Genomic DNA, 22353 nt, shown 5'->3' on the forward strand with positions numbered 1-22353 from the left:
TGCGCATCCCGTGTCCTCGACCAGCGTGCGTGCCGGCGGCCCCGCCGTCCCCCGTGCGGTCCTGGGCTGCGCCGGCGTCGCGCTGGTGGCGGCGGTGCTGTGGGCGCTGGCCGCGTGGTCGGGCACGACCGCCGGCACGGTCCTGTACTTCGCCGTCACCGGCCTGGCCGTGGTCGCCGCCTGGGCGGGTGCCGGCCGGGGGAGCCGCCGACCGGCGGCGCTGTGTGCCGCCGCCGGGGTGACCCTGTCCGCGGTCGGGGACGTGCTCCAGCAGCTGCAGACCGCCCTCACCGGGTCCGGCTCCGGTGCCGGCCCGGCCGACGCGGTCTACCTCGCTGGCTACGCGGCGATGGCCCTCGGGCTCGCGCTGCTGGCGCGCACGCACACCGAGGACCGCGACCAGCGGGTGGCCGGGTGGATCGACGCGCTCGTCGTCTTCGTCGCCGTCCTGCTGGTGGTGTGGGAGGTGTCGATCGCCGCGACCGTCGAGGACGCGTCGCTGGGCGTGCTCACCCGCTCCACCCTGGCCCTCTACCCGGCCATGGACGCCGCGCTGATCGGCCTGGTCGTGCGCCTGCTGGCCACCCGGCGGCAGGGCGAGCGGACGTCGCTGGTCGTGGCGGCCGCCTGCGCGTGCTGGCTGGTCTCCGACACCGCCTACCTGCTGCACGCCGACGCCGACAGCTTCGGCTCCCTCCTCGACGCCGGCTGGGTGCTCGGCAGCCTGCTGCTGGCCCTCGCCGCCTGGCCGCCGGCCTCCCCGCCGGCGCCGGCGGGCGTCCCCGCACCGTCGTCGCGGGCGGGCCTGGCGCGGCTGGCCGTGTGCCTCGGCGCGCTCCTGGTGCCGCCCACGACCGACCTCGTCGTCCACGCGACCGGCGGGGCGGGGAACCCGGTGTCGATCCTCACCGGCACGGTGGTGCTCGCCGTCCTGGTCTTCCTCCGCGCCGCGCTGCTGCTGCGCGGTGAGGCCGCGGCCCGGGCGCAGCTGCGCGCGCAGGAGCGCCACGCCGCGACGCTGGCCCGGTACTCCTCCGACGCGGTGCTGGTGGTCTCCCGCGGCGGCCGGCTGCTCGGCGACCCGGCGCCGGTGGCGGCGGTGCTGGGCACCGCCCCGCTGTCCGGCCGGAGCGCCGGGGAGGCGGTGCGGCTCGCCGGCGTCGACCCCGAGCAGGCGCAGCGGGTCTTCGACCGGGCGCTGGCCGCCCCCGGCACGGTGGTGGACGCCGAGCTGCCCGCCCGGTACCGCGGCGAGGACCGCTGGCTCGGCGTCCGGCTGGTCGACCTGGGCGAGGACCCCGACGTGGGCGGCGTCGTCGTCCACGTCACCGACGTGACCGGCCGCCGCCGGGCCGAGGAGGCCCTGGCGCACTCCGCGCTGCACGACGCGCTCACCGGCCTGGCCAACCGGGTGCTGTTCGCCGACCGCGTCGGCCAGGCGCTGCTGCGCACCGTGCGCGGCGGCGGCTCGGTCGCCGTCGTCAGCCTCGACGTCGACGGGTTCCAGGCGGTCAACGACGGTCTCGGGCACGCCGCCGGCGACGCGCTGCTGCGCGAGGTCGCCGCCCGCCTGCGCGGCGCCGTCCGCGCCGACGACACGGTGGCCCGGCTCGGCGGCGACGAGTTCGCCGTCCTGGTGGAGCAGTCCGGCAGCGGCGACGACGAGACCGTGGCCACCGCCGAGCGGGTGCGCGCGGCGCTGTCCCGCCCGGTGCTGCTCGCCGGCGGGCCGGTGGCGGTGTCGGCCAGCGTCGGGGTGGCCGTCGGCCGCGGGGCGACCGGCGCCGAGTCGCTCGTCGCCGACGCCGACCTCGCGCTGTACACCGCCAAGCTCGAGGGCCGGGGCCGCACGGTGCGCTTCGAGCCCGGCATGCGGGCGGCGGCGCGGGCCGCGCGGGAGCTGGAGGACGAGCTGCGCGGTGCGCTCGACCGCGGCGAGTTCCGGCTGGTGTACCAGCCGGTGGTGGCGCTGGCCGACCGCCGGGTGACCGGCTTCGAGGCCCTGCTGCGCTGGGACTCCCCGCGGCTGGGCGCGGTCGGCCCCGACCGGTTCGTGCCGGTGGCCGAGGCCGCGGGTCTCATGGACGAGATCGGCGCGTGGGTGCTGCGCGAGGCGTGCGCCACGGCCGCGGCCTGGCGGCGCGACCACCCGGCCGCGGGCGCGACGTCGATGGCGGTCAACGTGTCGGCCACCCAGCTGCGCTCGCCCGACCTGGCCGCCTCGGTCGCCGCGGCGCTGGCCGACAGCGGGCTGCCCGCCTGCGCGCTGGTGCTGGAGGTGACCGAGACCGCGCTGGTGGACGACCCGGAGCGGGCGGCGGCGTCGCTGGCGGCGCTGCGGGCGCTCGGCGTCCGGCTGGCGCTCGACGACTTCGGCACCGGCTACTCCTCGCTGGCGCACCTGCGGCAGTTCACCGTGGACGTGCTCAAGATCGACCGCTCGTTCGTCGGGGGCATCGCCGACGCCGAGCCGCTGCCGGCGATCGTCCGCGGCACCATCGACCTGGGCCGCACGCTGGGCCTGGAGGTGCTGGCCGAGGGCGTCGAGCACGAGCACCAGGCGCGGCTGCTGGCCGAGGGCTGCTGCGACACCGCGCAGGGCCACCTCTTCGCCCGGCCGCTCGAGCGCACCGACGCCGAGGCACTGCTGCTCGGGCGCACCGGCCGGCGCCGTCCGGCGAGGGTGCCGGCGCCGCGGGGTGCCCGGTCGGCCGCCCGCCGCTGAGGACGAACGGATCAGGGTCCGGTCCAGGGTCATCCCCGATGTGACCGGAGGGGCGTCTCGGCGAGCCTGCTGGCATGACCGCAGCGGTCCTCGACCAGCCCGCCTCCTGGCCGGGCTGGGTGGCGCAGGACCACGTGCCGGCGCAGTTCGCGCGGTTCGTGCTCGTCGGCGGCTCGGCCAACGTGGTGTACGTCGGGCTGTTCCTGCTGCTGGCCGGCCTCGGCGACCAGGCGGCCAACCTCGTCGGCGTCGTCGCCTCCACGGCCCTGGCCAACGAGCTGCACCGCCGGCTGACCTTCCGCGCCGGCGCGCGGGTCGGGTGGGCGGCCGCCCAGTGGGCCGGCGGCGGGCTCGCCCTCACCGGGCTGGCGGCCACCAGCTTCGCCCTGGCCGCGCTGGAGGGCTGGACCGCCGCCTCGGGACCGCTGGCGTCGGTGGCCGTCGTCGTCGCCGTGACCGGCGTGGTCGGGCTGGCGCGGTTCGTGGGGCTGCGGTGGGTGCTGACCGGCCGTCGCGCCTGAGCGTCCCCGGACGCGGCGGTCCCCGTCCGGCGCCTCGAACGCGCGGTGCGAGCATGAGGGTCCCCGAGGACACACGGAGGTCGGATGGACGCCGCCCAGCTGCGGGAGATGCAGGCTCCGCTGAAGCAGCGCTACCGGGAGGACCCGGGCACGGCCTGCGCGCAGATGCACGCCGAGGCCGACTTCTCCGACCCCGGGATCACCGCCACCGTGCAGACCTGGGCCGGGCCGGTCCGCGCCGGGCTGCACCCCTCGACCGGTGGCGACGGCAGCGACGCCTGCTCCGGCGACATGCTGCTGCAGGCGCTGCTGGCCTGCACCGGCGTCACCATGCGCAGCGTGGCCACGGCGATGGGGGTCGACGTCCGCTCGGCCCGGCTGACCGCGCGCGGCGACATGGACGCCCGGGGCACGCTCGGGGTGGCCCGGGACGTGCCGGTCGGGTTCGGCGCCATCGCCGTGGACGCCGTCCTGGACACCGACGCCGACGACGCCACGCTGGAGCGGCTGGCGCAGCTCACCGAGCGGTACTGCGTGGTGGCCCAGTCCCTGGCGCAGCCGCCTCGGCTCACCGTCCGGCGCGCCTGACCGCGGCCGGTCGGGCGGAGCGGGAGCGGGTCGTCCGGACCCGGCCGCGGCGGAGGGGGATCACGCCGCGGCCGGGCGGCCCGGAGGTCAGCGGGCGACCCGACGGCCGGCCTGCCCTCCTGTCCGTGCGCGCCGCCGCAGGACCCGGGGCCGGCCCACGCGGGGTGCGGGACCGGCGTCGATCCAGCAGGCGACCACCAGGACGAGGTCGGGAGAGGGCAGTGCCGGGACCGCCGGCTCGGGGGTCACGGCCGGCCCACCTGCTCGAGGGCCGACGCGTCGACGGGGACGAGGTCGCTGGGCTCGGGCAGCTCCACCGGCGGGCGTGCCGCGGCCTGGTCCGGCGTCACCACGACCCTGTTGGGCGCCCCGTTGAACAGCAGCCGGAAGACGTCGGGGCGCGAGTAGTGCCCGACCGGGTCGGCGGCGGACTTGGCGATCGCGATCAGGGCCGGGTCGAGGTCGGCGTAGAGGATGCCCTCGGCGTCCTCGGGCAGGGGCTCGGCGAGCTCGGTGCCCTCGGGGCCGTAGATCCGGGTGAACCCGCCGCCCTGCAGCAGCAGCTGCCGCTTGGTCTCGGTGTCGGCGAACAGGTCGTGGGCCGCCTGCCCCACCACCGAGCAGGGCGCGACGACGAACGTCTGCCCCTCCACCGCGTACACCCGGCTGGCCGCGGTGTTGACCTCCGGGCCCAGCGCCGTGGCCGCGCCGCGGTAGACCGAGAAGCTCGGCCACGAGGCGACGTGGATCTGCTCGCCCATGCTGTACATCGCGTACTTGGTCAGCGGCTGGAAGTGCTCCCAGCAGTTGAGCGCCCCGAGCCGGCCGAGCCTGGTGTCGTGCACCTGGACGTCGCTGCCGTCCCCCTCGCCGAAGACACTGCGCTCGACGTGGGTCGGCTTGAGCTTGCGGCGCACCGAGACCACGGTGCCGGTGTCATCGATGAAGGCCTGGGACATGTAGAGGCTGCCACCGGCCCGCTCGGCGAAGCCGAGGACGACGTGCACGCCGTGCCGCCCGGCCGCGGCGGCGATGCGGCGCATGTGCTCGCCGTCGCGGGTCATGGAGTTGGCGGCGTAGCGGGCGACGAACCGCATGCCCCAGGCGGGGGAGTCCAGCCAGATCCACCACGGGTAGCCGGGGACGAACGTCTCGCCGAACGCGACCAGCTGGGCGCCGTTGCCGGCCGCCTCCCCGACGAGGTCGACGACCTGCGCCACCCCGGCGTCGAGGTCGAGCCACCGTGGCTCGGCCTGGACGGCGGCGACGCGCACCGGGCCGCCGGGTCGGGTGCTGTCGGGCGCACTCATGCGGTCCTCCCGGGACGGGCCCGCCGTCGGCGGGACGTGCGACCACGGTGGGGCGGCCGGGAAGGGACGGACTCGCCGTCCGTGCCAGCTCCCTGTCGCTGCGTGCCAGCCCGGCCGGCTCAGGACCGCTCGCCCGCCGCCCGGCGCCAGGCGGCCGGGGTGGTGCCGGTGACGGTGCGGAAGGCGCGGTGGAAGGAGGCATCCCCGGCGAACCCGCAGCGGGCGGCGACCGAGGTCAGGGGCAGCGCCGGCTGCGCGCGCAGCAGCCGCTGGGCGGAGGTCACCCGCAGCCGGCGGAGCACGTCGCCGAGGCCCTCCGGCTCGGTCTCGAACAGCCGGAACAGCGTGCGCCGTGACAGGTGGCAGGCGTCGGCGACGGCGTCGGCGCCCAACCGGGGGTCGGTGTGGTGGGCGGCCAGGTGGGCCATGACCCGCTCGCGGTCCAGCGCCGCCGGGCTCGGCGCGGGCGGTCCGGAGGCCAGCGCGAGCGCGGAGGTCAGCAGCGCCACCGCGTGCGGGGCCAGCGCCGCGACGCCGGCCGGGTCGGTGGCCTGCTGCCGGGCCAGGCCGCGGAGGAAGTCGGCGACCAGCCGGGCGGTGGAGTCGGCGCCGAGGGTCACCGCGGTCGCCCCGGCCAGCGTGCAGGCCGGCAGCACGCGGCGCGGCACCTGCACCACGAGCTGCTCGAAGGCGCCGTCGAAGTGCAGCGTGTAGGGCCGGGTGCTGTCGTAGAACGCCATCGCGCCCGGGGTGAGCCGGGCCTCGCGCCCGTCCTGGGCGACGATGCCCTGCCCGGCGAGCTGGATGCTGGTGAGCACGAACTCCTCGCGGCTGCGGGCGATGAGCCGGGGCGTGCGCCGGACGTGCTGGCCGCCGGCCCGGACCGTGGTGAGCTCGACGTCGCCGACCACGCCGTGGGAGATCCGGCCGCGGAAGGGCAGCTCGGTGGTGGGCGAGGCCGACAACTGCACGAAGGTGTCGCAGATCAGGTCCTGCCAGAAGGCGAACGCCTCGGCGGGCCGCACGGAGTCCGTCGTGACCGTGACCGGACCCAGCCCGGGCCCGGCGCGCTCGGGTCCCGACCGCGTGGACACGCCGCGATCATGACCCCGGGGTGGGGGGAGGTCCATCCCGGCCGGCACCCGTGGCGCGGGGATGGGCGTGCCGGTCACCCGCTGCCGCCCCGGACCTCACCGTCCGAGCGTGTGCGCGCACGCCGGGTTCCAGGGTCCGCTGTGCGGCGCCGGCGCACCCGCTCGGGTGGCGGGTCGGCTCACCCGGGCGGGTGGCCGGCGTGCACGGGCGGGTCCCGGTTGTCCACAGATCGGCTGAGCGGGCTCCCGCGGACCGCCGTCGTCGACCTACGGTCCCTCCCGATCTGCAACGGGGTGTGACGGGGGTGCGGTGCCGACCGCGACGAGTGCGCTCGACGTCGTCGACGGCGAGGTCCGCGAGCTGATCCGCCGGCGGGGGCTGGACCCCTTCACCGACCCCGGGCCGGTGCGGGTGCTGGTGCGCGACGTGGTCGCCGACTACTCCGAGCGGTCGCTCACCTCGGCGCTGCCGCCGGTCGGCGACCCCGAGGCGGTGGTGCGCGACGTGCTCGACCGGGTGGCCGGCTTCGGGCCGCTGCAGCGCTGGCTCGACGACCCCGAGGTCGAGGAGATCTGGGTCAACGAGCCCGGCCGGGTGTTCGTCGCCCGCCGCGGCCGCAGCGAGCTGACCACCACCATCCTGGGCGCCGGCGAGCTGGCCGACCTGGTGGAGCGGATGCTGCGCACCTCGGGACGGCGCATCGACATGAGCCAGCCCTTCGTCGACGCGATGCTGCCCGACGGGTCGCGGCTGCACGTGGTCATCCCCGACATCACCCGCCGGCACATGGCGGTCAACATCCGCAAGTTCGTGCTGCAGGCGCACTCCCTCGACGAATTGGTCGCCACCGGCACCCTGACCGCCCAGGCCGCCCGGTTCCTCGAGGCCGCCGTCGCCTCGGGGCTGAACGTGCTGGTCTCCGGCGGCACCCAGGCCGGCAAGACGACGCTGCTCAACTGCCTGGTGGCCGCGGTCCCGGCGCGCGAGCGGGTCATCACCTGCGAGGAGGTCTTCGAGTTGCGGGTGCCGCTGCCCGACGTGGTGGCGATGCAGACCCGCCAGCCCAACCTCGAGGGCGCGGGGGAGATCCCGCTGCGCCGGCTGGTCAAGGAGGCGCTGCGGATGCGGCCCTCGCGGATCGTCGTCGGCGAGGTGCGGCAGGAGGAGTGCCTGGACCTGCTCATCGCGCTCAACAGCGGCCTGCCCGGCATGTGCACGCTGCACGCCAACAGCGCCCGCGAGGCCGTGGTGAAGATGTGCACCCTGCCGCTGCTGGCCGGCGACAACATCGGCCACGCCTTCGTCGTCCCGACCGTGGCCGCCAGCGTCGACCTCGTCGTGCACGTGGCCACCGAGGCCTCCGGGCAGCGGCGGGTGCGCGAGGTCGTGGCGGTGCCCGGCCGGGCGGAGGACGGCGTGGTGGAGCTGGCCGACGTCTTCACCACCCGCGAGGGCCGGCTGGTGCGCGCCGAGGGCTTCCCGCCGCACGCCGAGCGCTTCGCCGCGGCCGGGTTCGACCTGCCCGCGCTGCTGGAGGCCCGCTCGTGACCGGTGCCCTCCTCGGGCTGCTGCTCGGCGTCGGCCTGCTGCTGGTCTGGCGCAGCGGCCCGCGTGCGCCGCAGCGCCCCTCCGGTCCGCGCCCGCCCGGCCGCCGGGCGCGACTGCTGGCCGAGGCCGGTCTCACCGGCACCACCCCCGCCCAGCTGGTGGCCCTGCAGACCCTGCTCGGGCTGCTGGCCGCCGTCGTCGTCCTGCTGACCACCGGCACGGTCACCGTCAGCGTCGCGTTCGGCGTCTTCGGGTTCGTGCTGCCGCACGTGCAGGTGCGCCGGCTGGCCGCTCGCCGCCGCGCCGACCTGCGGGAGGTGTGGCCGGAGGTCGTCGACAACCTGGCCTCCGCGGTGCGTGCCGGGCTGTCGCTGCCCGAGGCGCTGGCGGCGCTGGCGGTGCGCGGGCCGGAGGTGCTGCGCCCGCCGTTCGCCCGGTTCGCCGCCGACCACCGCTCCAGCGGCCGCTTCGGCGACAGCCTCGACCGGCTCAAGGCCGACCTCGCCGACCCGGTCGGCGACCGCATCGTCGAGACCCTGCGCGTCGCCCGCGAGGTGGGCGGCTCCGACCTGGGCCGGGTGCTGCGGACGCTGGCCGGCTTCCTCCGCGAGGACGCCCGCGCCCGCGCCGAGCTCGAGACCCGGCAGGGCTGGGTGGTGCAGGCCGCACGGCTCGCCGTCGGCGCGCCGTGGGCGGTCCTGCTGCTGCTGGCCACCCAGTCGACGACGCTGGCCGCCTACGACTCCCCGCTGGGCAGCGCGATCCTGGGCGGCGGCGGCGTCGTCTGCCTGGTGGCCTACCGGCTCATGATGCGGATCGGGCGGCTGCCGCAGGACGTGCGGGTGCTCCAGTGAGCGCCTCGCTGGCGGGCATGCTGCTCGGGCTGGCGGCCGCCACCGGCCTGCTGCTGGTGGCCACCTTCGCGCCGCCGTTCCGCTCGGTGCGGCTGGTCGACCGGCTCGCGCCCTACGTCCACGACACCCCGCCGCCGTCGCGGCTGCTCGGCACGGCCACCGAGCCGGGCCTGCTGGTCGCCGTCCGCCGGGTGCTCGGCCCGCTGGTCGCCGACGGCGCCCGCCTCGTCGACCGCGTGCTCGGCGGGCGCGCGGCCGTCCGGCGCCGGCTCGACGCCCTCGGTGCGGAGCAGACCGTGGAGGACCTGCGCGTCGAGCAGGTCGTGTGGGGCGGCCTCGGGCTGCTCGGCGGAGCGCTGCTGGCCGGCGTCTCGTCGCTGGTCTCCGGCGGCGTCGACGTGCTGTCGGTCGCGCTGGTGTGCCTGGGCGGGCTGCTCGGCGGCGTGCTCGGCCGTGACTGGTGGCTGACCCAGCAGGTGCGCCGTCGGGAGGAGCTGCTGCTGGCGGAGTTCCCGGTGGTGGCCGAGCTGCTGGCGCTGGCCGTCACCGCCGGGGAGAGCCCGACGGCGGCCATCGCGCGGGTCTCCCGGCTGTCGGGCGGCGAGCTCGCCCGGGAGCTGGGCGGCGCGCTGGGCCGCGCCCGCGCGGGTGTGCCGCTGGTGGCGGCGCTGCAGCAGGTGGCCGACCGGACCTCGGTCGACGCGCTCGCCCGCTTCGTCGACGGCCTGCTCGTGGCCATCGAGCGCGGCACCCCGCTGGCCGAGGTGCTGCGCGCCCAGGCCGCCGACGCCCGGGAGGCCGGCAAACGCCGGCTGCTCGAGGCCGGCGGCCGGAAGGAGATCGCCATGATGGTGCCGGTCGTCTTCCTGGTGCTGCCGGTCACCGTCCTGTTCGCCCTGTTCCCGGGGCTGATCAGCATCGTCTCGCTGGCGCGCTGAGCGCCGGCACAACGGAGGAGGATGACGGATGCGGGCACTGGCCTGGCTTCTCACGCTCACGGCGGCGCTGGCCGCACGGCTGCGGGACGACGACCCCGAGCGGGGCGACGTGCCCGGCTGGGTCATGATCACGGTGATGACGGCGGCCCTGGTGCTGGCCATCCTGGTGCCGTTCCGCGAGGCGATCGTGGCGGCGGTGCAGAACGCGCTGGCCTCCGTCACGAATGGCGGGTGAAGGACCTCGCTGCCCCCCACCGCTCGCAGGCTCGCGGCGGGCCCCTGCAGCGAGGCCGTTCCATCACCTGACCGCCGAGAGGGGCGGTGCGGTCGTCGACTTCGTGCTGGTGTCGGTGCTGGTCGTGGTGCTGCTGCTGGCGGTGCTGCAGGTGGCCGTCTACGTGCACGTGCGCAACGTGGTCACCGCCGGCGCGCAGGAAGGCGCCCGGTACGCGGCCAACGCCGACGTGCCGACGTCGGCGGCCACCGGCCGGGCACTGACCACGGTGGCGCAGGCGACGTCGACCGGCACCGCCGAGGGTCTGGTGTGCACCGCCACCGAGGAGGTCGACCCGACCGGGCTGGTGCTGGTGACGGTGCGCTGCGTCGGCGCGGTGCCCACCCTGCTGGCCGGGCTGGGCGACCTGCTGCCGATGGACGTGACCGGCAGCGCGGTGGAGGAGGCCGCGTGAGGTGGCTGCGGGCCCGGCTCGGGCAGGTCCGGGGCGAGCGGGGGTCGGCGCTGGTGGAGTTCGTGTTCGTGGCGCTGGTGGTGTTCGTGCCGCTGGTCTACGTGGTGGCCGGGTTCTCCGCGGTGCAGCGTGGGGTGCTGGCGGCGACGGCGGCCGCGCGGGAGGCCGGCCGGGCGCTGGGCACCGCGCCGGACGCGGCCTCCGGGCTGGCCCGGGCCGAGCGGGCCGCGCAGCTGGCGGTGGCCGACCAGTCGGTGGAGGCCACCGACGTGCGGCTGGCCTTCGCCCCGGCCGGCGCCGACTGTGCCGCGGCGGGGAGCTACGCGCCGTCGCTGGCCCCGGGGGAGGAGTTCTCCGTGTGCGCCACCGTGACCGTGCGGATCCCGCTGCTGCCGGAGTTCGTCGACGCCAACACCGCCACCGGCCAGTTCGTCGTCGAGACCGACCGCTACGTCGACCGCTGACGAGGGCGGTCAGCGGTCGAGTGCCTCCTCGGGGCTGAGGACCGCGCAGCGCGGACCGTCGGCGCGGCACAGTCGCTCGTCCGCGGTCACCAGGGGCGCGCCCAGCGCCTCGGCCAGTGCGACGTACCAGGCGTCGTAGACGGTCACGTTCTCGCGCAGGTCCCACACCCGCTCGAGGAAGGGCTCGAACGGGTAGCGCCGCGCGCGCAGCCGTGATGCGCGCACCGCGGCGATGCGGGCGTCCCCGGCGCTCAGCCGGCCGCAGAGAGCCATGCTCCGCAGCGCCGAGGTGATCTCCGCTCCCGCCACCGCCGGCAGGTGCAGCCACGACTCGTCGCGGACGAGGCGGCGGGCGCGGTCTCCGGTGGGTCCGGCGACGGCCATGGCGTCGATGACGACGGACGCGTCGAGGACCCTCACCGGGAGTCGCGGTCGGCGCGGACGACGTCGACCGAGGACGACCCAGCGAAGCCCTGACCGGCACTCCGCTCCAGGTGCCGCTCGACCTCCGCCACGACCTCGGCCGGGGTCTGGGCGCGCGCGCCCTCGACCAACTCGCCGAGCAGGTACTCCTGCAGGCTCATGCCGGCTTCGGCAGCCCGCCGCCGGTAGGTCCGGTGGACGTCCTCAGGGACATCGCGGACCTGGATCGTCGCCATGCATGCACTCTAGCGCTGTCAGCGCTGGGTCGACGCCGACCGCCCGGGCACCGGCGGCGCCGTCCGACGTCAGCCCGCCAACTTCGCGCAGACATCCGTGGAGCGGCCGTTCAGCCAGTAGCTGGTCGTCTGACCGTTCTCGTCAACGGTCAACCGCACGCGCCCGGTGGTGTACGCGAGGGGCAGTACTCCGGCGGGTTCGGTGTTCTCCACGGTTGTCCAGAAGAGGTTCGGGCCGGCTGCGTCGATGGCGAAGGAGCCATCGGGGAAGACGGTCTGCGTTCCTGGGCCGCTGACGTTGTAGGTGATCGACTCGCCCGTGTCGGCGTTGGTCACGATCGCTTCCGCATGGCCGGTGAAGCGGAACGCCGTGGCACCGTCGGGCAGCGTGGTCGCCGTGACCTGTTGGTCGCTGAAGAACTCGATGGTCACCGGGAACGGGCAGTAGCCCGCGTCGCCATCGGTGTCGGTCCCCGGCAACTCGATGGTCTGGGGCTCCGTCGGTAGCGGATCGGCCTGCGCGGGTCCAGTCGCGGCCACCAGCCCGGCGGCGGCCGCGACGATGACCACGGACGTGCGCGTCGTCTTCATGACTCCCCCTCGAGGACGGTGACGAGGCAGTCGCGCAGCAACACGTTGCGGAACGGGATCGTCAGCCGCCAGAGGTTCTCGCCTCGTCGGTCGCAGGTCCGGGCCTGGACGACGCGTCCTCACCCGTCCTCGGTCACGTGCCCACGCTGGGTCAGTACGGCAGGCGTGCGGTCCAGTCGAGCACCTCGTGGGCTCAGGGGACGAGCGTGTGCGCAGGAGCCGGGTCCCGCGGCATCGTCTGCGGCGTCGGCGCACACGCTCGGGGGCGGGGTTGCTCGATCGGGGCGCGTGTCCGAACGGAGGTCAGCCCATCGTCTTCTGGCCGTCGATCGACTCCCGCAGGATGTCGGCGTGGCCGGCGTGCTGGGCGGTCTCGGCGATCACGTGCAGGAACACCCGTCGCACCGACCAGCAGGCGCCCGGCTCGAACCAGGGTGCCTCCGGCAGCGCGTGCTCGGCGTCGAGGTCGGGCACGGTGGCGACGAGCTCGTCGGTGTGCCGGGCGACCTCCTCGTAGTGCGCCAGCACGCCGGCCAGCGTCTCCCCGGGCGCGAGGTGCCAGTGCCGGTTCGCGGCGTCGGGGCCCCAGTTGCGGTTCATCGCCTCGGCGCCGCCCTCGGCGAACCGCACCCAGCCGGCCTCCGTGGCCGCCACGTGCTTGATCAGCCCGGCCAGGTTCAGGGCACTGGCGGTCGGCCGCCGCGTCGCCTGCTCGTCGGTCAGGTCGCGGACGGTGAACCGCAGGAACGCGCGGTGCCGCCGCAGCGACTCGATCAGGTCGGCGCGCTCGCGGGTGAGGGTGGTCGAGCCGGTCACGGGGTCCCCTTCGGTCGTCCTCCGGTGGGTCGGCGCCGACGCTAGGGGGAGGGAGTGCCGGACGGAACGGATCGGCACCTGCCGATGATCCCGACGTATCAGAACCGTCACACCTGCGTCCTAACGTGCAGCTCACAGGCACCGTTGGCCAGGAGGTCGTCATGGGTCCGACCATCACCAGCATCGACCGGCTCGACCTCGACATCGCGGTCGCCTACATCGCCCTCGGCGTCGCGCGCAGCGCGTGGGACCGGTGCCCGAGCCCGCAGAACGCCTCCGCCGTCGACGAGGCGGAGGGCTCGGTCAACCGCCTGCTCGAGGAGCGGTTCGCCGCTCAGCAGTGACGAGGCGACACCCGCCGTCGGCGGCCCGGTCCCGGTGGTCGATGCTGGAAGGGGTCTGAGGGGCCTCTCTCGTATCGGAAAGTGACGAGAGCCACTCTCGTGACCTCAGTGATGGTCACGGACAGTCATCACGGACCCGCGAGTCGTGCCCGACACACCGCGTCGTCGGCGCCATGGTGCAGGTTCCCCCGATCGGTACGACATCCGACGAGCGCGCGTGCTTACCGTGCGTCAGGCACCCGGCCGGGTGCTGACCGAGAGGACCCGATCGGCTCCCCCCGATCCCGCGCACCGGCGCGCGGGTGCGGGACCGGACCGCCGGAGCCTGCCGCGACGCCGGCAGCCCCGGACGGCCCCGTTCCCCGGGTCCTCCGTCCTCGCCTGTCCACCGGCGGCGCGCACCCGCGTGCGTGCCGTTCCGCTCGACTGTCGAATGGGTCCCGCCTTGCTCGTAACCGCTCTGCCCTGCCGCGCGCCGTCGGCCCCGTCGGTCGCCTCCCGGGAAGGAGGCAGCCTCCCGGTCACGTCCCGGTGTGGCTGACCGCACCCCGGCCGCGACCTACCCCTACGCCGACTTCAGCGAGCTCGCCGGTCCCCTGCAGGAGCCGACGACGGACGGCCGCGTCCAGTTCCGGCTGATCACCCGAGGCTGGGCCCGGTTCCGCGCGCGGCTGCTGGTCCTCGGCGCCTTCGGCTTCGAGCTCGGCTTCCTCGTCTGGCTGCTGCTGCCCTCCCACCACGCGCAGTACGTCGGCGACTGGCGCTCGGTGCTCGCGTACGTGCTGCTCGGCAGCGTCGCCGTGATCGGCCTGCTGCAGATGGTCAACGTGATCACCCTGGCGCTGGCCACCCTCAACGCCCGCGACCCCGTCCCCATGACGCCGCTGGCCGGCCAGCGGGTCGCCTTCATCACCACGATCGTCCCCGGCAAGGAGCCGCTGGAGATGGTCCGGGCCACCCTCGAGGCCGCCTGCCGCATGCACTACGACGGTCGGCTCGACGTCTGGTTGCTCGACGAGGGCGACGACGCGGCCGTCCGGACGATGTGCACCGAGCTCGGCGTCCGGCACTTCACCCGCAAGGGGATCGAGCGCTGGAACCAGCCGACCGGCGGCTTCAAGGCGCGCACCAAGCACGGGAACTACAACGCGTGGCTCGACGCACACGGCGACGACTACGACCTGTGGGTCTCGGTCGACACCGACCACGTGCCCCACGCGAACATGGTCGAGCGGCTCGTCGGCTACTTCCGCGACCCCGACGTCGCCTTCGTCGTCGGTCCGCAGGTGTACGGCAACTACGACAACGTCGTCACCAAGGGCGCGGAGTCGCAGCAGTACATGTTCCACAGCGTGCTGCAGCGGGCGGGCAACCGGCTCGCCTCGGCGATGTTCGTGGGCACGAACAACGCCGTCCGCATCACGGCCCTGCGCGCCATCGGCGGGCTGCAGGACTCCATCACCGAGGACGCCGCCACGAGTCTGGTGTGGCACTCCTCGCGCAACCCGGAGACCGGCGCCCGCTGGAAGTCGGTGTACACCCCCGACGTCCTGGCCGTCGGCGAGGGGCCGGGGACCTGGCGGGACTTCTTCACCCAGCAGCACCGGTGGGCCTGCGGCGCGGACCAGACGATCCTGCAGCAGTACCGGCGTCACTTCCGGCAGCTGTCCTGGGCCGGCCGGGCGCACTACACGATGCTGCTGGCCTACTACCCGTCCGCGGCGGTCAGCTGGGTGCTCGGCGCGCTGAACCTCAGTGCCTTCATGCTCACCGGCGTGGGTGGCCTGGTGGTCACCGCGCAGCTGTGGCTGATGCTCTACGTGAACTCCGCGGTGCTCCACCTCGGCGTCTACTTCTGGAACCGCCGGCACAACGTGAGCCCCCACGAGCAGGAGGGCTCCTCCGGCGTGGCCGGGATGGCGATGTCGGCGATGTCGGCGCCGGTCTACGTCCAGGCGCTGCGGCAGGCGGTGCTCCGGCAGGAGCCGGGCTTCGTCGTCACCCGCAAGGGCGCGGTGTCCGGTGACCACCTCGGCGTCTTCCGGCGTCACCTGGCCTGGGGCGGCCTGTTCGTCGGGGTGGTCGTCGCTTCCGTGCCGCTGGGCCACGTGCACCCCGCCGTCCACGCCTGGGCGGTGCTCAGCGCCCTCATGTGTCTCTTCCCCGTCGCCTGCTGGCTGACGACCACCGCCGCCCGTCGCCAGGCGGCGCCCGCCTACCGGATCGAGGACAACGTCATCCCCGACACGCCTGCCATCTCCTCCGCCGTCGTCGCCCCCGTGCAGCTCGCGCGCGTCCCGCAGGAGAGCCTCCGATGAGCCGTCGGGTGGCCGGACCGCTGCGCCGGCTGCGCAACGCGGCGCTGGTCAGTGCCGCCGCCACGGGTGTCGTCGCGGCGAACGGGCCGGTCGTGGTCGACGTCGCCGAGCGCCTCCACTACGAGTACCAGCGCAACCAGGAGGACTACCAGGCGCAGAACGGCTTCTGGGAGACCGTCGAGCTGCCGGAGGAGTACCGGGTCTCGGCGATCCACGCGGCGCTGCTGTCCACCGGCAAGGTGCTGCTCATCGCCGGCTCGGGGAACAACGCGGAGCGGTTCGAGGCGGGCTCCTTCCGCTCGATCGTCTGGGACCCGGTGACGGGCGACACCAAGGAGGTCCCCACCCCCGAGGACCTCTTCTGCGGCGGGCACGCCTACCTGCCCAACGGCAACCTCCTCATCGCCGGCGGCACCCGCCGGTACGAGCGGCTCGACGAGCAGGTCGACCGGGCCGCCGGCGTCCTCACGATCACCAACGACCACGAGGAGGCGATCACCCTGCCCGTGGGCACGGAGTTCACCTCCAGCGGCCTGACCTACACCTCCACCGAGGAGGTCACGGTGCCGGCCTGGCACCAGATGCCCGACGGCTCGCCGATGAGCGGCGTCGCCGACGTGTGGGTGGAGGCCGAGGGGACCGGCGACGAGTACGTCGCCGAGGAGGAGCGCTCCTACGGGGTGCAGGGCCTGCCGGCCGCCCAGCGGGCGGAGCTGTCCATCCGCGGCGCCGGCGTGACCAAGCAGAAGCAGAACTTCCAGGGGCTCGACGCCTCCTACGAGTTCGACGTCGCCACCGAGACCTACCGGCCGACCGGCCGGCTGGACGAGGCCCGCTGGTACCCCACCCTCATCGGCCTCGAGGGGGGCCGCGTCCTGGCCGTCTCCGGTCTGGACGAGTACGGCCGGATCCTGCCGGGCGACAACGAGATCTACGACCCGGCCACCCGAACCTGGACCGACCAGCCCGACCTCTTCCGGTACTTCCCGACCTACCCGGGGCTGTTCCGGCTGGCCGACGGCCGGCACGTCTTCTACAGCGGCTCCAACACCGGGTACGGCCCCGCCGAGGCCGGGCGCCAGCCCGGCATCTGGGACGTCACGGACAACTCCTGGCAGGACGTCCACGGCCTCGAGGACCCGGAGTACAACGAGACCAGTGCCTCGTTCTTCCTCGCCCCGGTGCAGGACCAGCGGGTCGGCATCGTCGGCGGCGGCCTGGTCGGCGACAGCCCGGAGTCGACCGACCGGTTCAACGTGGTCGACCTCGACGACGGGGTGGCCCCGCGCTACGAGCCGGCGCCGGAGTACCCGAGCCCCGTCCGCTACCTCAACGCGGTCACGCTGCCCGACGACACGACGCTGCTCACCGGCGGCTCCGTGGACTACCGCGGCAACGAGGAGAGCGACCTGAACCTGACGACCCTCTACGACCCGGCCACCGGCACGCTGCGGGAGGTGGCGCCGAACTTCATCGGCCGCAACTACCACGCGACCGCGCTGCTGCTGCCCGACGGGCGGGTCATGACGATGGGCTCGGACCCGCTGTTCGCCGACGCGGAGGAGACCCGCAGCGGCACCTTCGAGACGCGGATCGAGATCTACTCGCCGCCGTACCTCTTCGCGGGGGACCGGCCGGAGATCACCGACGCCCCGGAGGAGATCACCCGCGGGAGCAGCTTCGCCGTCACCACCGACGGCGCCGAGGTGGCCGGGGCCCGGCTGCTGCGGCCGAGTGCCGTCACGCACCAGACCGACACCGAGCAGCGGTCCGTCGCGCTCGAGGTCTCCCCGGGCAGCTGTCCCGAGGACGGCGGGGCGCACGCCGCGGCCGGGCACTGCCCGGACGGCTGCTGCGGGAGCGGGACCGTCGAGCTGACCGTCCCGGAGGAGGAGGGGCTGGCGCCGTCGGGCTGGTACATGTTGGTCGTGCTCGACGACCAGGGTGTGCCCTCTCCCGCCCGCTGGGTGCACGTCGGATGACCGCACCCACCCGCCGTCGGCGGTGGCTGCGCGGTGCGGTGCTGGGCACCGTCGCCGCCTCCACCGTCGCCTGCGGGGGTGGCGGGACGCCGGACACCGCCACCCCCGAGGAGAGCCGGGCCGGGAGCAGCGAGCCCACGACGGCGACGCCGACCGAGGACCCGAGCGACAGCCGGCTCGCGGGGCAGGAGCTGTGGCTCGACCCCGAGGGGCACGGTCCCGTCGCGGTGGAGCAGGCCCGGGCCGAGGGGCGCACCGAGGACGCCGAGGCGCTCACCGAACTGGCCGAGCAGCCGACCGCCGTCTGGATCGCCTCGCCGGAGAACCCGTTCCCGAGGGTGGAGCAGGTGTCACTGGCCGCCGCGGAGGAGGGCGAGCTGCCGGTGCTGGTGGCCTACAACGTGCCGGGGCGCGACTGCGGCCTGTACTCCAGCGGCGGCGCCTCCGACGCCGACGCCTACCTCTCCTGGATCGGCAGCTTCGCCGCGGCCCTCGGCGACCGCCCCGCCGTGGTCGTGCTGGAGCCCGACGCCGTTCCCCAGGCGCTGGTCGGCTGTCCGGGCGTGGACCCCGCGGCGCGTTACGAGGTCCTCTCCCAGGCGGTGGCCATCCTCGACCGGCAGCCCGGAGCGCGCGTCTACGTCGACGCCGGCAACGCCAGCTGGGTCCAGGACCTGCCGGCGCTCGCCGACGCGCTGCGCCGCAGCGGCATCGACGTGGCCGACGGGTTCGCCCTCAACGTCTCCAACTACGAGACGACCGAGGCCAGCACGGAGTACGGCACCGAGCTGTCCCGCGTGCTGGAGGACGGTGCCCCCGAGGGGGCACCGCCCGCCCACTTCGTCGTCGACACCAGCCGCAACGGTGCCGGCCCGCCGGAGGACAGCGGCAGCGAGGAGGGCCGCTGGTGCAACCCGCCGGGGCGGGCGCTCGGCGAGCCGCCGACGACCTCCACCGACGTCCCCCGGCTCGACGCGCTGCTGTGGGTCAAGCAGCCCGGCGACTCCGACGGCACCTGCGGTGGCGGGCCCCCGGCCGGTCAGTGGTGGCCCGAGGCGGCCCTGGAGCTGGTGGCCGGCTGACGCACCGGCCGGTGCGTCAGTCGCCCCAGGGGATGTAGTTCGACCCGCCGCCGAGGGCGGTGAGCACGAGCATGCCGGTGAAGGCGAGCACGATGAACGCCACCACGACGGCGAACAGCAGCCATCGGCGGTCCTCGATGCCGGGCTTGCTGCTCTCCTCCGGGGCGGCGGGTGCGTTCGTCGCCTCGGTGGGCGGTGGGGGTTCCTCGGCCGCGGCGGGCGGCCGGTCGACGGGAACGGTCATGACGACTCCCTGACGTGGGCGTCCCGGGCGCCGGGTGGTCGGCGTCCGGGGACGACGCTAGGACGGTCACGGGTCGCCGGAACGGGTCGGAGGTCCCTGCTCCGCGGGCCCGAGGACACGCCCCCGGCAGGTCAGCGGGCGGTGCCCGGCTGCCGCCACTGGTTGGCCCGCTCGCCGCGCGCGGCCCGCTCGACGGTCTCGGTGAGCCGGCGGTCGCGGGTGTCCTCGGTCCGGGCGGCGAGCAGCCACTCCAGGACGGCCCGCCGCGTGCTCCGCGGGAAGGCGTCCCAGGACCGGCGCGCCTCGGGGACCGCGTCGAGCCGGGCGGCGAGGTCCGCGGGCTCGACCAGCTCCTCGACCTCGTCGAGCGCGCTCCAGCTGCCGTCGGCCTGCGCGGCGCGCACCGCGGCCAGGCCGGCGTCGGCCATGAGCCCGGCGTCGGTGAGCCGCGCCACCCGCTCCTTGTTCTTCCGCGACCAGTTGCTGCCGGGCCGGCGCGGGGTGAGCAGCAGCTGGCTGCGCCGGTCGTCCAGCGACCGCGGCCGGCTGTCCACCCAGCCGAAGGCCAGCGCCTCCTCGACGACGGCGTCGTAGTCGACGTGCGGCTCCCCGGAGCCCGTCTTCCACGTCACCAGCCAGATGCCGGGGGAGGTGGCGGAGTGCTCGGCGAGCCACGCCCGCCACTGCGCCCGGCTGGTGACCAGGACCTGCTCCCGCTGCGGCGCCACGGTCAGCGCAGCGGCTCGAAGAAGGCCCGGATGTCGGCGGCGAGCAGGTCGGGGACCTCGTGCTCGGCGAAGTGCCCGCCGCGCGGCAGCTCGGTCCAGGAGTCGACCCGGCCGGTGCGCTCGACCCAGGAGCGCGGGGTGCGGAAGAAGTCCGCCGGGAGCATCGCGTAGCCGGTGGGGACGTCGATGGTGCCCCAGCCGCCGGCCGCGTGGAGGTTCTCGTAGTAGAGCCGCATCGACGAGCCGATCGTCCCGGTCACCCAGTAGACGGTCAGCTCGGCGAGGATCTCGTCACGGGTGAACGCGTCCTCGACCGACCCGTCGTTGTCGCTCCAGGCGCGGTACTTCTCCACCAGCCAGGCGGCCAGGCCCGCGGGGGAGTCGTTGAGCGCGACGGCCGGGGTCTGCGGGGTCGTCCCCTGCAGGAGCGCGTAGGCGAAGTGCCGGTCCCGGAACGCGCGGGCGTCGTCGACCATCTGCCGCTCCTCGGCGGTGAGGTCGGCGGGCAGGGAGTCCAGGTCGGTCCACGGGTTGCTCCCGCTCACGTGCAGCCCGACGACCGCCTCGGGGTGGGCCATGGCCATCGCCGCGGCGACCCCAGCGCCGATGTCGCTCGCCCGCACGCCGTAGCGGGCGTGGCCGAGCTCCTCGGTCATCAGCCGGTGCAGCGCCTCGGCGACCGGCCCGTTGCTCACCCCCGGCGCGGTGGGCCGCGCGGAGAACCCGTAGCCGGGCAGGGACGGGACGACGACGTCGAAGCCCTCGGCGGCCAGCAGCGGGGTGATCTTGCGCATCTGCAGCGAGGTCATCGGCCAGCCGTGGAGCAGGAGCAGCGGCAGGCCCGGGGCGGTGGCGCTGCGCCCCCGCACGATGTGCAGCCCGAACCGCCCGGCGGGGGTGTCGACGTCGGCCCACAGCTGGTCGGCGTCGTTGAGCGCCTTCTCCTCGGCCCGCCAGTCGTAGCCGTCCCGCCAGTACGCCACGAGGTCCTGCAGGTAGCCGACGTCGGCGCCCCGGTCCCAACCGGGGGCCACGCTGTCGGTCCACCGCGTGCGGGCCAGGCGGTCGCGGAGGTCGGCGAGGACGGCGTCGTCGACCGCGACGGTGTAGGGACGCGTCGGCACCGTCGACCTCCGTCCGGGACGTCGGAGTGGCGTCCCCAGGGGGGCGACTGGGGACGCCGTGCCGGAGCGTCGCAGGCCCGCGGCGGGTGAGGCCAATGCCGACGGTGATGCGCAGCCGGCATGGCCCGTGCCCCCCGGGTCAGCCGCCGCGCTCGACCTCGGCCTGCACGATGCCGCCGATCGCCGTCTGCAGGGCGGGGTTGGCCGTGTCGCCCTCGGCGAGCGCGGCGCGGGCGTCCTCCGGCAGCAGGGCCGGGTCGACCTCGTCGAGCCACCTCACCTCGCCGCCCACGCGGCGGCCGACCTGCAGCCCCTCGGTGCTCTGGCGGAGGACGTACTGGTCGCCGTCGATGTCGATCGTCAGGTCGTCGGTCATGGGCGGCCCCTACCCCGCGCGCCCCCGCGCACGCCCCGCAGGATGGCGGCGTGGACACCGAGGTGGTCGAGGTCGTCGTCACCGGGCCGGACGCCGGCTGGCTGGCCGGCTACACGCGGACGCTGGTGGAGGAGCGGCTGGCCGCCTGCGGGCACCAGCTCACCGCGATCCGCTCGGTGTACCGGTGGGAGGGGGCGGTGCACGACGAGCCGGAGGCCCGCGTGGCGCTGCACACCCGCCGCTCGCTGGTCCCGGCGCTGGTCGCCCGCACCCGCGAGCTGCACCCCTACGACGTGCCGTGCGTCCTCGCCGTGCCGGTGGCCGGCGGTGACCCCGACTACCTGCGCTGGGTGCTCGCCGAGACGCGCGAGCCCTAGACCTGCGAGCGCTGGACCCGCAGCGCTAGGGGGTCAGCACCAGCTTGCCGCGCACGTGCCCTTCGCGGCTGCGCCGCAGCGCCTCGGCGGCCCGCTCCAGGGGGTAGGTGTCGGCGACCGGCAGCCGCAGCCGGCCGTCGGCCGCCAGCCGCGCGACCTCGGCCAGCCGGGGCGCGGCGCCCTCGCTGCTGGTGGTCACGTGCACGCCGAGGTCGCCGGCACCGAAGTCGGCGACGGTGACGACCCTGCCGGGGTCGCCGGTCAGCGTCACCAGGTCGCGCACCGAGCCGCGGCCCGCGGTGTCGACGGCGCCGTCCACCCCGTCCGGGACGAGTCCGCGCACCCGGTCGGGCAGGCCCTCGCCGTAGGGGGTGTGCAGCGCGCCGAGGGACCGGACGTAGTCGGCGTTGGCCGGCGAGGAGGTGCCGACGACCCGCAACCCCCGGCTGACGGCGACCTGCACGGTGGCCCCGCCCACGCCGCCGCTGGCGCCGTCGACGACGACGGTGGCGCCCTCCGGCAGCCCGAGCAGGTCGAGCACGCGGACGGCGGTCTCCCCGGCGACGCCGAGCCCGGCGGCCTCCTCCAGGCCGGTGCCCGCCGGGACGGGCGCCCAGGCGGTGAGGACGGCGTGCTCGGCGGCCGTGGCGCGGCCCAGCCCGAACACCGCGTCGCCGACCCGCACGCCGGTCACGCCCTCGCCGACCTCGTCGACCACCCCGGCCGCGTCGACGCCGGGCACGGCCGGCCCGTCCGGCGCGGCGCCGCGGGCCATCAGGCCGGTGACCTGCTTCCAGTCGATCGGGTTGACGCTCGCGGCGCGCACGGCCACGCGGACCCGGCCCGGTCCGGCGTGCGGCTCGTCGACCTCCCCGACGCCCACGACCTCGGGATCCCCGTACTCCGTGTAGACGACGGCGCGCATGGACGGCTCCTCCCGGACGGCGGTGACGTGCGGCTGCAACCGCCGTGACCGCCGA

The 22353-nt window shown here is 75.4% G+C and carries 25 protein-coding genes; 14 read left to right on the forward strand and 11 right to left on the reverse strand.

Annotated features, from left to right (window positions below):
* Positions 1-10 precede the first annotated feature (10 nt).
* The 3 genes from ACI8AD_RS06435 (at position 11) to ACI8AD_RS06445 (ending at position 3834) form a co-directional block, all read left to right on the forward strand.
* Positions 11-2725 carry a putative bifunctional diguanylate cyclase/phosphodiesterase gene (locus tag ACI8AD_RS06435; RefSeq protein ID WP_456869697.1) on the forward strand — a complete coding sequence of 905 codons (2715 nt, stop codon included), beginning with the start codon at positions 11-13 and terminating at the stop codon, positions 2723-2725.
* A 74-nt stretch (positions 2726-2799) separates the two neighbouring features.
* Positions 2800-3246 (forward strand): GtrA family protein, encoded by a 447-nt coding sequence (locus tag ACI8AD_RS06440; RefSeq protein WP_456869698.1) that lies wholly within the window; start codon positions 2800-2802, stop codon positions 3244-3246.
* A gap of 84 nt (positions 3247-3330) precedes the next feature.
* Positions 3331-3834, forward strand: coding sequence for an OsmC family protein (locus ACI8AD_RS06445; RefSeq protein ID WP_456869699.1), 504 nt, complete (start codon positions 3331-3333; stop codon positions 3832-3834).
* A gap of 245 nt (positions 3835-4079) precedes the next feature.
* Here ACI8AD_RS06445 and ACI8AD_RS06450 read toward each other — a convergent pair whose 3' ends face one another.
* Entirely contained in the window at positions 4080-5144 is a 1065-nt protein-coding gene (locus ACI8AD_RS06450) for a carbon-nitrogen hydrolase family protein (RefSeq protein ID WP_456869700.1), read from the reverse strand.
* A gap of 119 nt (positions 5145-5263) precedes the next feature.
* Entirely contained in the window at positions 5264-6238 is a 975-nt protein-coding gene (locus tag ACI8AD_RS06455) for an AraC-like ligand-binding domain-containing protein (RefSeq protein WP_456869701.1), read from the reverse strand.
* A 310-nt stretch (positions 6239-6548) separates the two neighbouring features.
* On the opposite strand from ACI8AD_RS06455, the gene ACI8AD_RS06460 reads away from it, so the two are divergent.
* The 6 genes from ACI8AD_RS06460 to ACI8AD_RS06485 all read left to right on the forward strand — a co-directional run bounded on the left by ACI8AD_RS06460 (position 6549) and on the right by ACI8AD_RS06485 (position 10732).
* On the forward strand, positions 6549-7787 hold the full coding sequence (locus ACI8AD_RS06460) for a CpaF family protein (RefSeq protein WP_456869702.1): 1239 nt from the start codon (positions 6549-6551) through the stop codon (positions 7785-7787).
* Positions 7784-8641 (forward strand): type II secretion system F family protein, encoded by an 858-nt coding sequence (locus ACI8AD_RS06465; RefSeq protein WP_456869703.1) that lies wholly within the window; start codon positions 7784-7786, stop codon positions 8639-8641. The genes ACI8AD_RS06460 and ACI8AD_RS06465 overlap by 4 nt, the downstream gene beginning before the upstream one ends.
* Positions 8638-9579: a type II secretion system F family protein gene (locus ACI8AD_RS06470; protein WP_456869704.1), complete on the forward strand. Its 942-nt coding sequence runs from the start codon at positions 8638-8640 to the stop codon at positions 9577-9579. The genes ACI8AD_RS06465 and ACI8AD_RS06470 overlap by 4 nt, the downstream gene beginning before the upstream one ends.
* Before the next feature lie 28 nt (positions 9580-9607).
* Positions 9608-9814, forward strand: a complete 207-nt coding sequence (locus ACI8AD_RS06475; protein ID WP_456869705.1) for a hypothetical protein — start codon at positions 9608-9610, stop codon at positions 9812-9814.
* Positions 9815-9881: 67 nt separating this feature from the next.
* Positions 9882-10268 (forward strand): TadE/TadG family type IV pilus assembly protein, encoded by a 387-nt coding sequence (locus ACI8AD_RS06480; RefSeq protein WP_456869841.1) that lies wholly within the window; start codon positions 9882-9884, stop codon positions 10266-10268.
* A complete protein-coding gene (locus ACI8AD_RS06485) occupies positions 10265-10732 on the forward strand; it encodes a hypothetical protein (RefSeq protein ID WP_456869706.1) in 468 nt (155 codons plus the stop codon). Before ACI8AD_RS06480 ends, ACI8AD_RS06485 begins: the two co-directional genes overlap by 4 nt.
* A gap of 9 nt (positions 10733-10741) precedes the next feature.
* Here ACI8AD_RS06485 and ACI8AD_RS06490 read toward each other — a convergent pair whose 3' ends face one another.
* The 4 genes from ACI8AD_RS06490 to ACI8AD_RS06505 form a co-directional block, all read right to left on the reverse strand.
* Complete coding sequence (locus ACI8AD_RS06490) at positions 10742-11152, reverse strand: type II toxin-antitoxin system VapC family toxin (RefSeq protein WP_456869707.1); 411 nt, start codon at positions 11150-11152, stop codon at positions 10742-10744.
* A complete protein-coding gene (locus ACI8AD_RS06495) occupies positions 11149-11391 on the reverse strand; it encodes a FitA-like ribbon-helix-helix domain-containing protein (RefSeq protein WP_456869708.1) in 243 nt (80 codons plus the stop codon). The genes ACI8AD_RS06490 and ACI8AD_RS06495 overlap by 4 nt, the downstream gene beginning before the upstream one ends.
* A gap of 69 nt (positions 11392-11460) precedes the next feature.
* Positions 11461-11982 carry a hypothetical protein gene (locus tag ACI8AD_RS06500; protein WP_456869709.1) on the reverse strand — a complete coding sequence of 174 codons (522 nt, stop codon included), beginning with the start codon at positions 11980-11982 and terminating at the stop codon, positions 11461-11463.
* Positions 11983-12285: 303 nt separating this feature from the next.
* Positions 12286-12798, reverse strand: a complete 513-nt coding sequence (locus tag ACI8AD_RS06505; RefSeq protein ID WP_456869710.1) for a DinB family protein — start codon at positions 12796-12798, stop codon at positions 12286-12288.
* A gap of 161 nt (positions 12799-12959) precedes the next feature.
* On the opposite strand from ACI8AD_RS06505, the gene ACI8AD_RS06510 reads away from it, so the two are divergent.
* The 4 genes from ACI8AD_RS06510 to ACI8AD_RS06525 all read left to right on the forward strand — a co-directional run bounded on the left by ACI8AD_RS06510 (position 12960) and on the right by ACI8AD_RS06525 (position 18524).
* Complete coding sequence (locus ACI8AD_RS06510; protein ID WP_456869711.1) at positions 12960-13142, forward strand: hypothetical protein; 183 nt, start codon at positions 12960-12962, stop codon at positions 13140-13142.
* Between the two features lie 533 nt (positions 13143-13675).
* Positions 13676-15460 carry a glycosyltransferase family 2 protein gene (locus ACI8AD_RS06515; protein WP_456869712.1) on the forward strand — a complete coding sequence of 595 codons (1785 nt, stop codon included), beginning with the start codon at positions 13676-13678 and terminating at the stop codon, positions 15458-15460.
* Complete coding sequence (locus ACI8AD_RS06520) at positions 15457-17442, forward strand: galactose oxidase-like domain-containing protein (RefSeq protein ID WP_456869713.1); 1986 nt, start codon at positions 15457-15459, stop codon at positions 17440-17442. The genes ACI8AD_RS06515 and ACI8AD_RS06520 overlap by 4 nt, the downstream gene beginning before the upstream one ends.
* A complete protein-coding gene (locus tag ACI8AD_RS06525) occupies positions 17439-18524 on the forward strand; it encodes a glycoside hydrolase family 6 protein (RefSeq protein ID WP_456869714.1) in 1086 nt (361 codons plus the stop codon). The genes ACI8AD_RS06520 and ACI8AD_RS06525 overlap by 4 nt, the downstream gene beginning before the upstream one ends.
* Before the next feature lie 16 nt (positions 18525-18540).
* Here the strand turns inward: ACI8AD_RS06525 and ACI8AD_RS06530 are convergent, their stop codons facing one another.
* The 4 genes from ACI8AD_RS06530 to ACI8AD_RS06545 form a co-directional block, all read right to left on the reverse strand.
* A complete protein-coding gene (locus ACI8AD_RS06530; RefSeq protein WP_456869715.1) occupies positions 18541-18768 on the reverse strand; it encodes a hypothetical protein in 228 nt (75 codons plus the stop codon).
* A 131-nt stretch (positions 18769-18899) separates the two neighbouring features.
* A complete protein-coding gene (locus ACI8AD_RS06535; protein WP_456869716.1) occupies positions 18900-19496 on the reverse strand; it encodes a YdeI/OmpD-associated family protein in 597 nt (198 codons plus the stop codon).
* 2 nt (positions 19497-19498) lie between these two features.
* A complete protein-coding gene (locus ACI8AD_RS06540) occupies positions 19499-20620 on the reverse strand; it encodes an epoxide hydrolase family protein (RefSeq protein WP_456869717.1) in 1122 nt (373 codons plus the stop codon).
* A gap of 139 nt (positions 20621-20759) precedes the next feature.
* Positions 20760-20996: a hypothetical protein gene (locus tag ACI8AD_RS06545; RefSeq protein WP_456869718.1), complete on the reverse strand. Its 237-nt coding sequence runs from the start codon at positions 20994-20996 to the stop codon at positions 20760-20762.
* 50 nt (positions 20997-21046) lie between these two features.
* On the opposite strand from ACI8AD_RS06545, the gene cutA reads away from it, so the two are divergent.
* Positions 21047-21373 (forward strand): divalent-cation tolerance protein CutA, encoded by a 327-nt coding sequence (gene cutA / locus ACI8AD_RS06550; RefSeq protein WP_456869719.1) that lies wholly within the window; start codon positions 21047-21049, stop codon positions 21371-21373.
* Between the two features lie 25 nt (positions 21374-21398).
* Here the strand turns inward: cutA and ACI8AD_RS06555 are convergent, their stop codons facing one another.
* The gene (locus ACI8AD_RS06555; protein WP_456869720.1) at positions 21399-22298 is read right to left on the reverse strand and encodes an NADP-dependent oxidoreductase; all 900 of its coding nucleotides are present in this window, start codon (positions 22296-22298) and stop codon (positions 21399-21401) included.
* Positions 22299-22353 lie beyond the last annotated feature (55 nt).

Source organism: Geodermatophilus sp. SYSU D00766 (assembly GCF_054049915.1).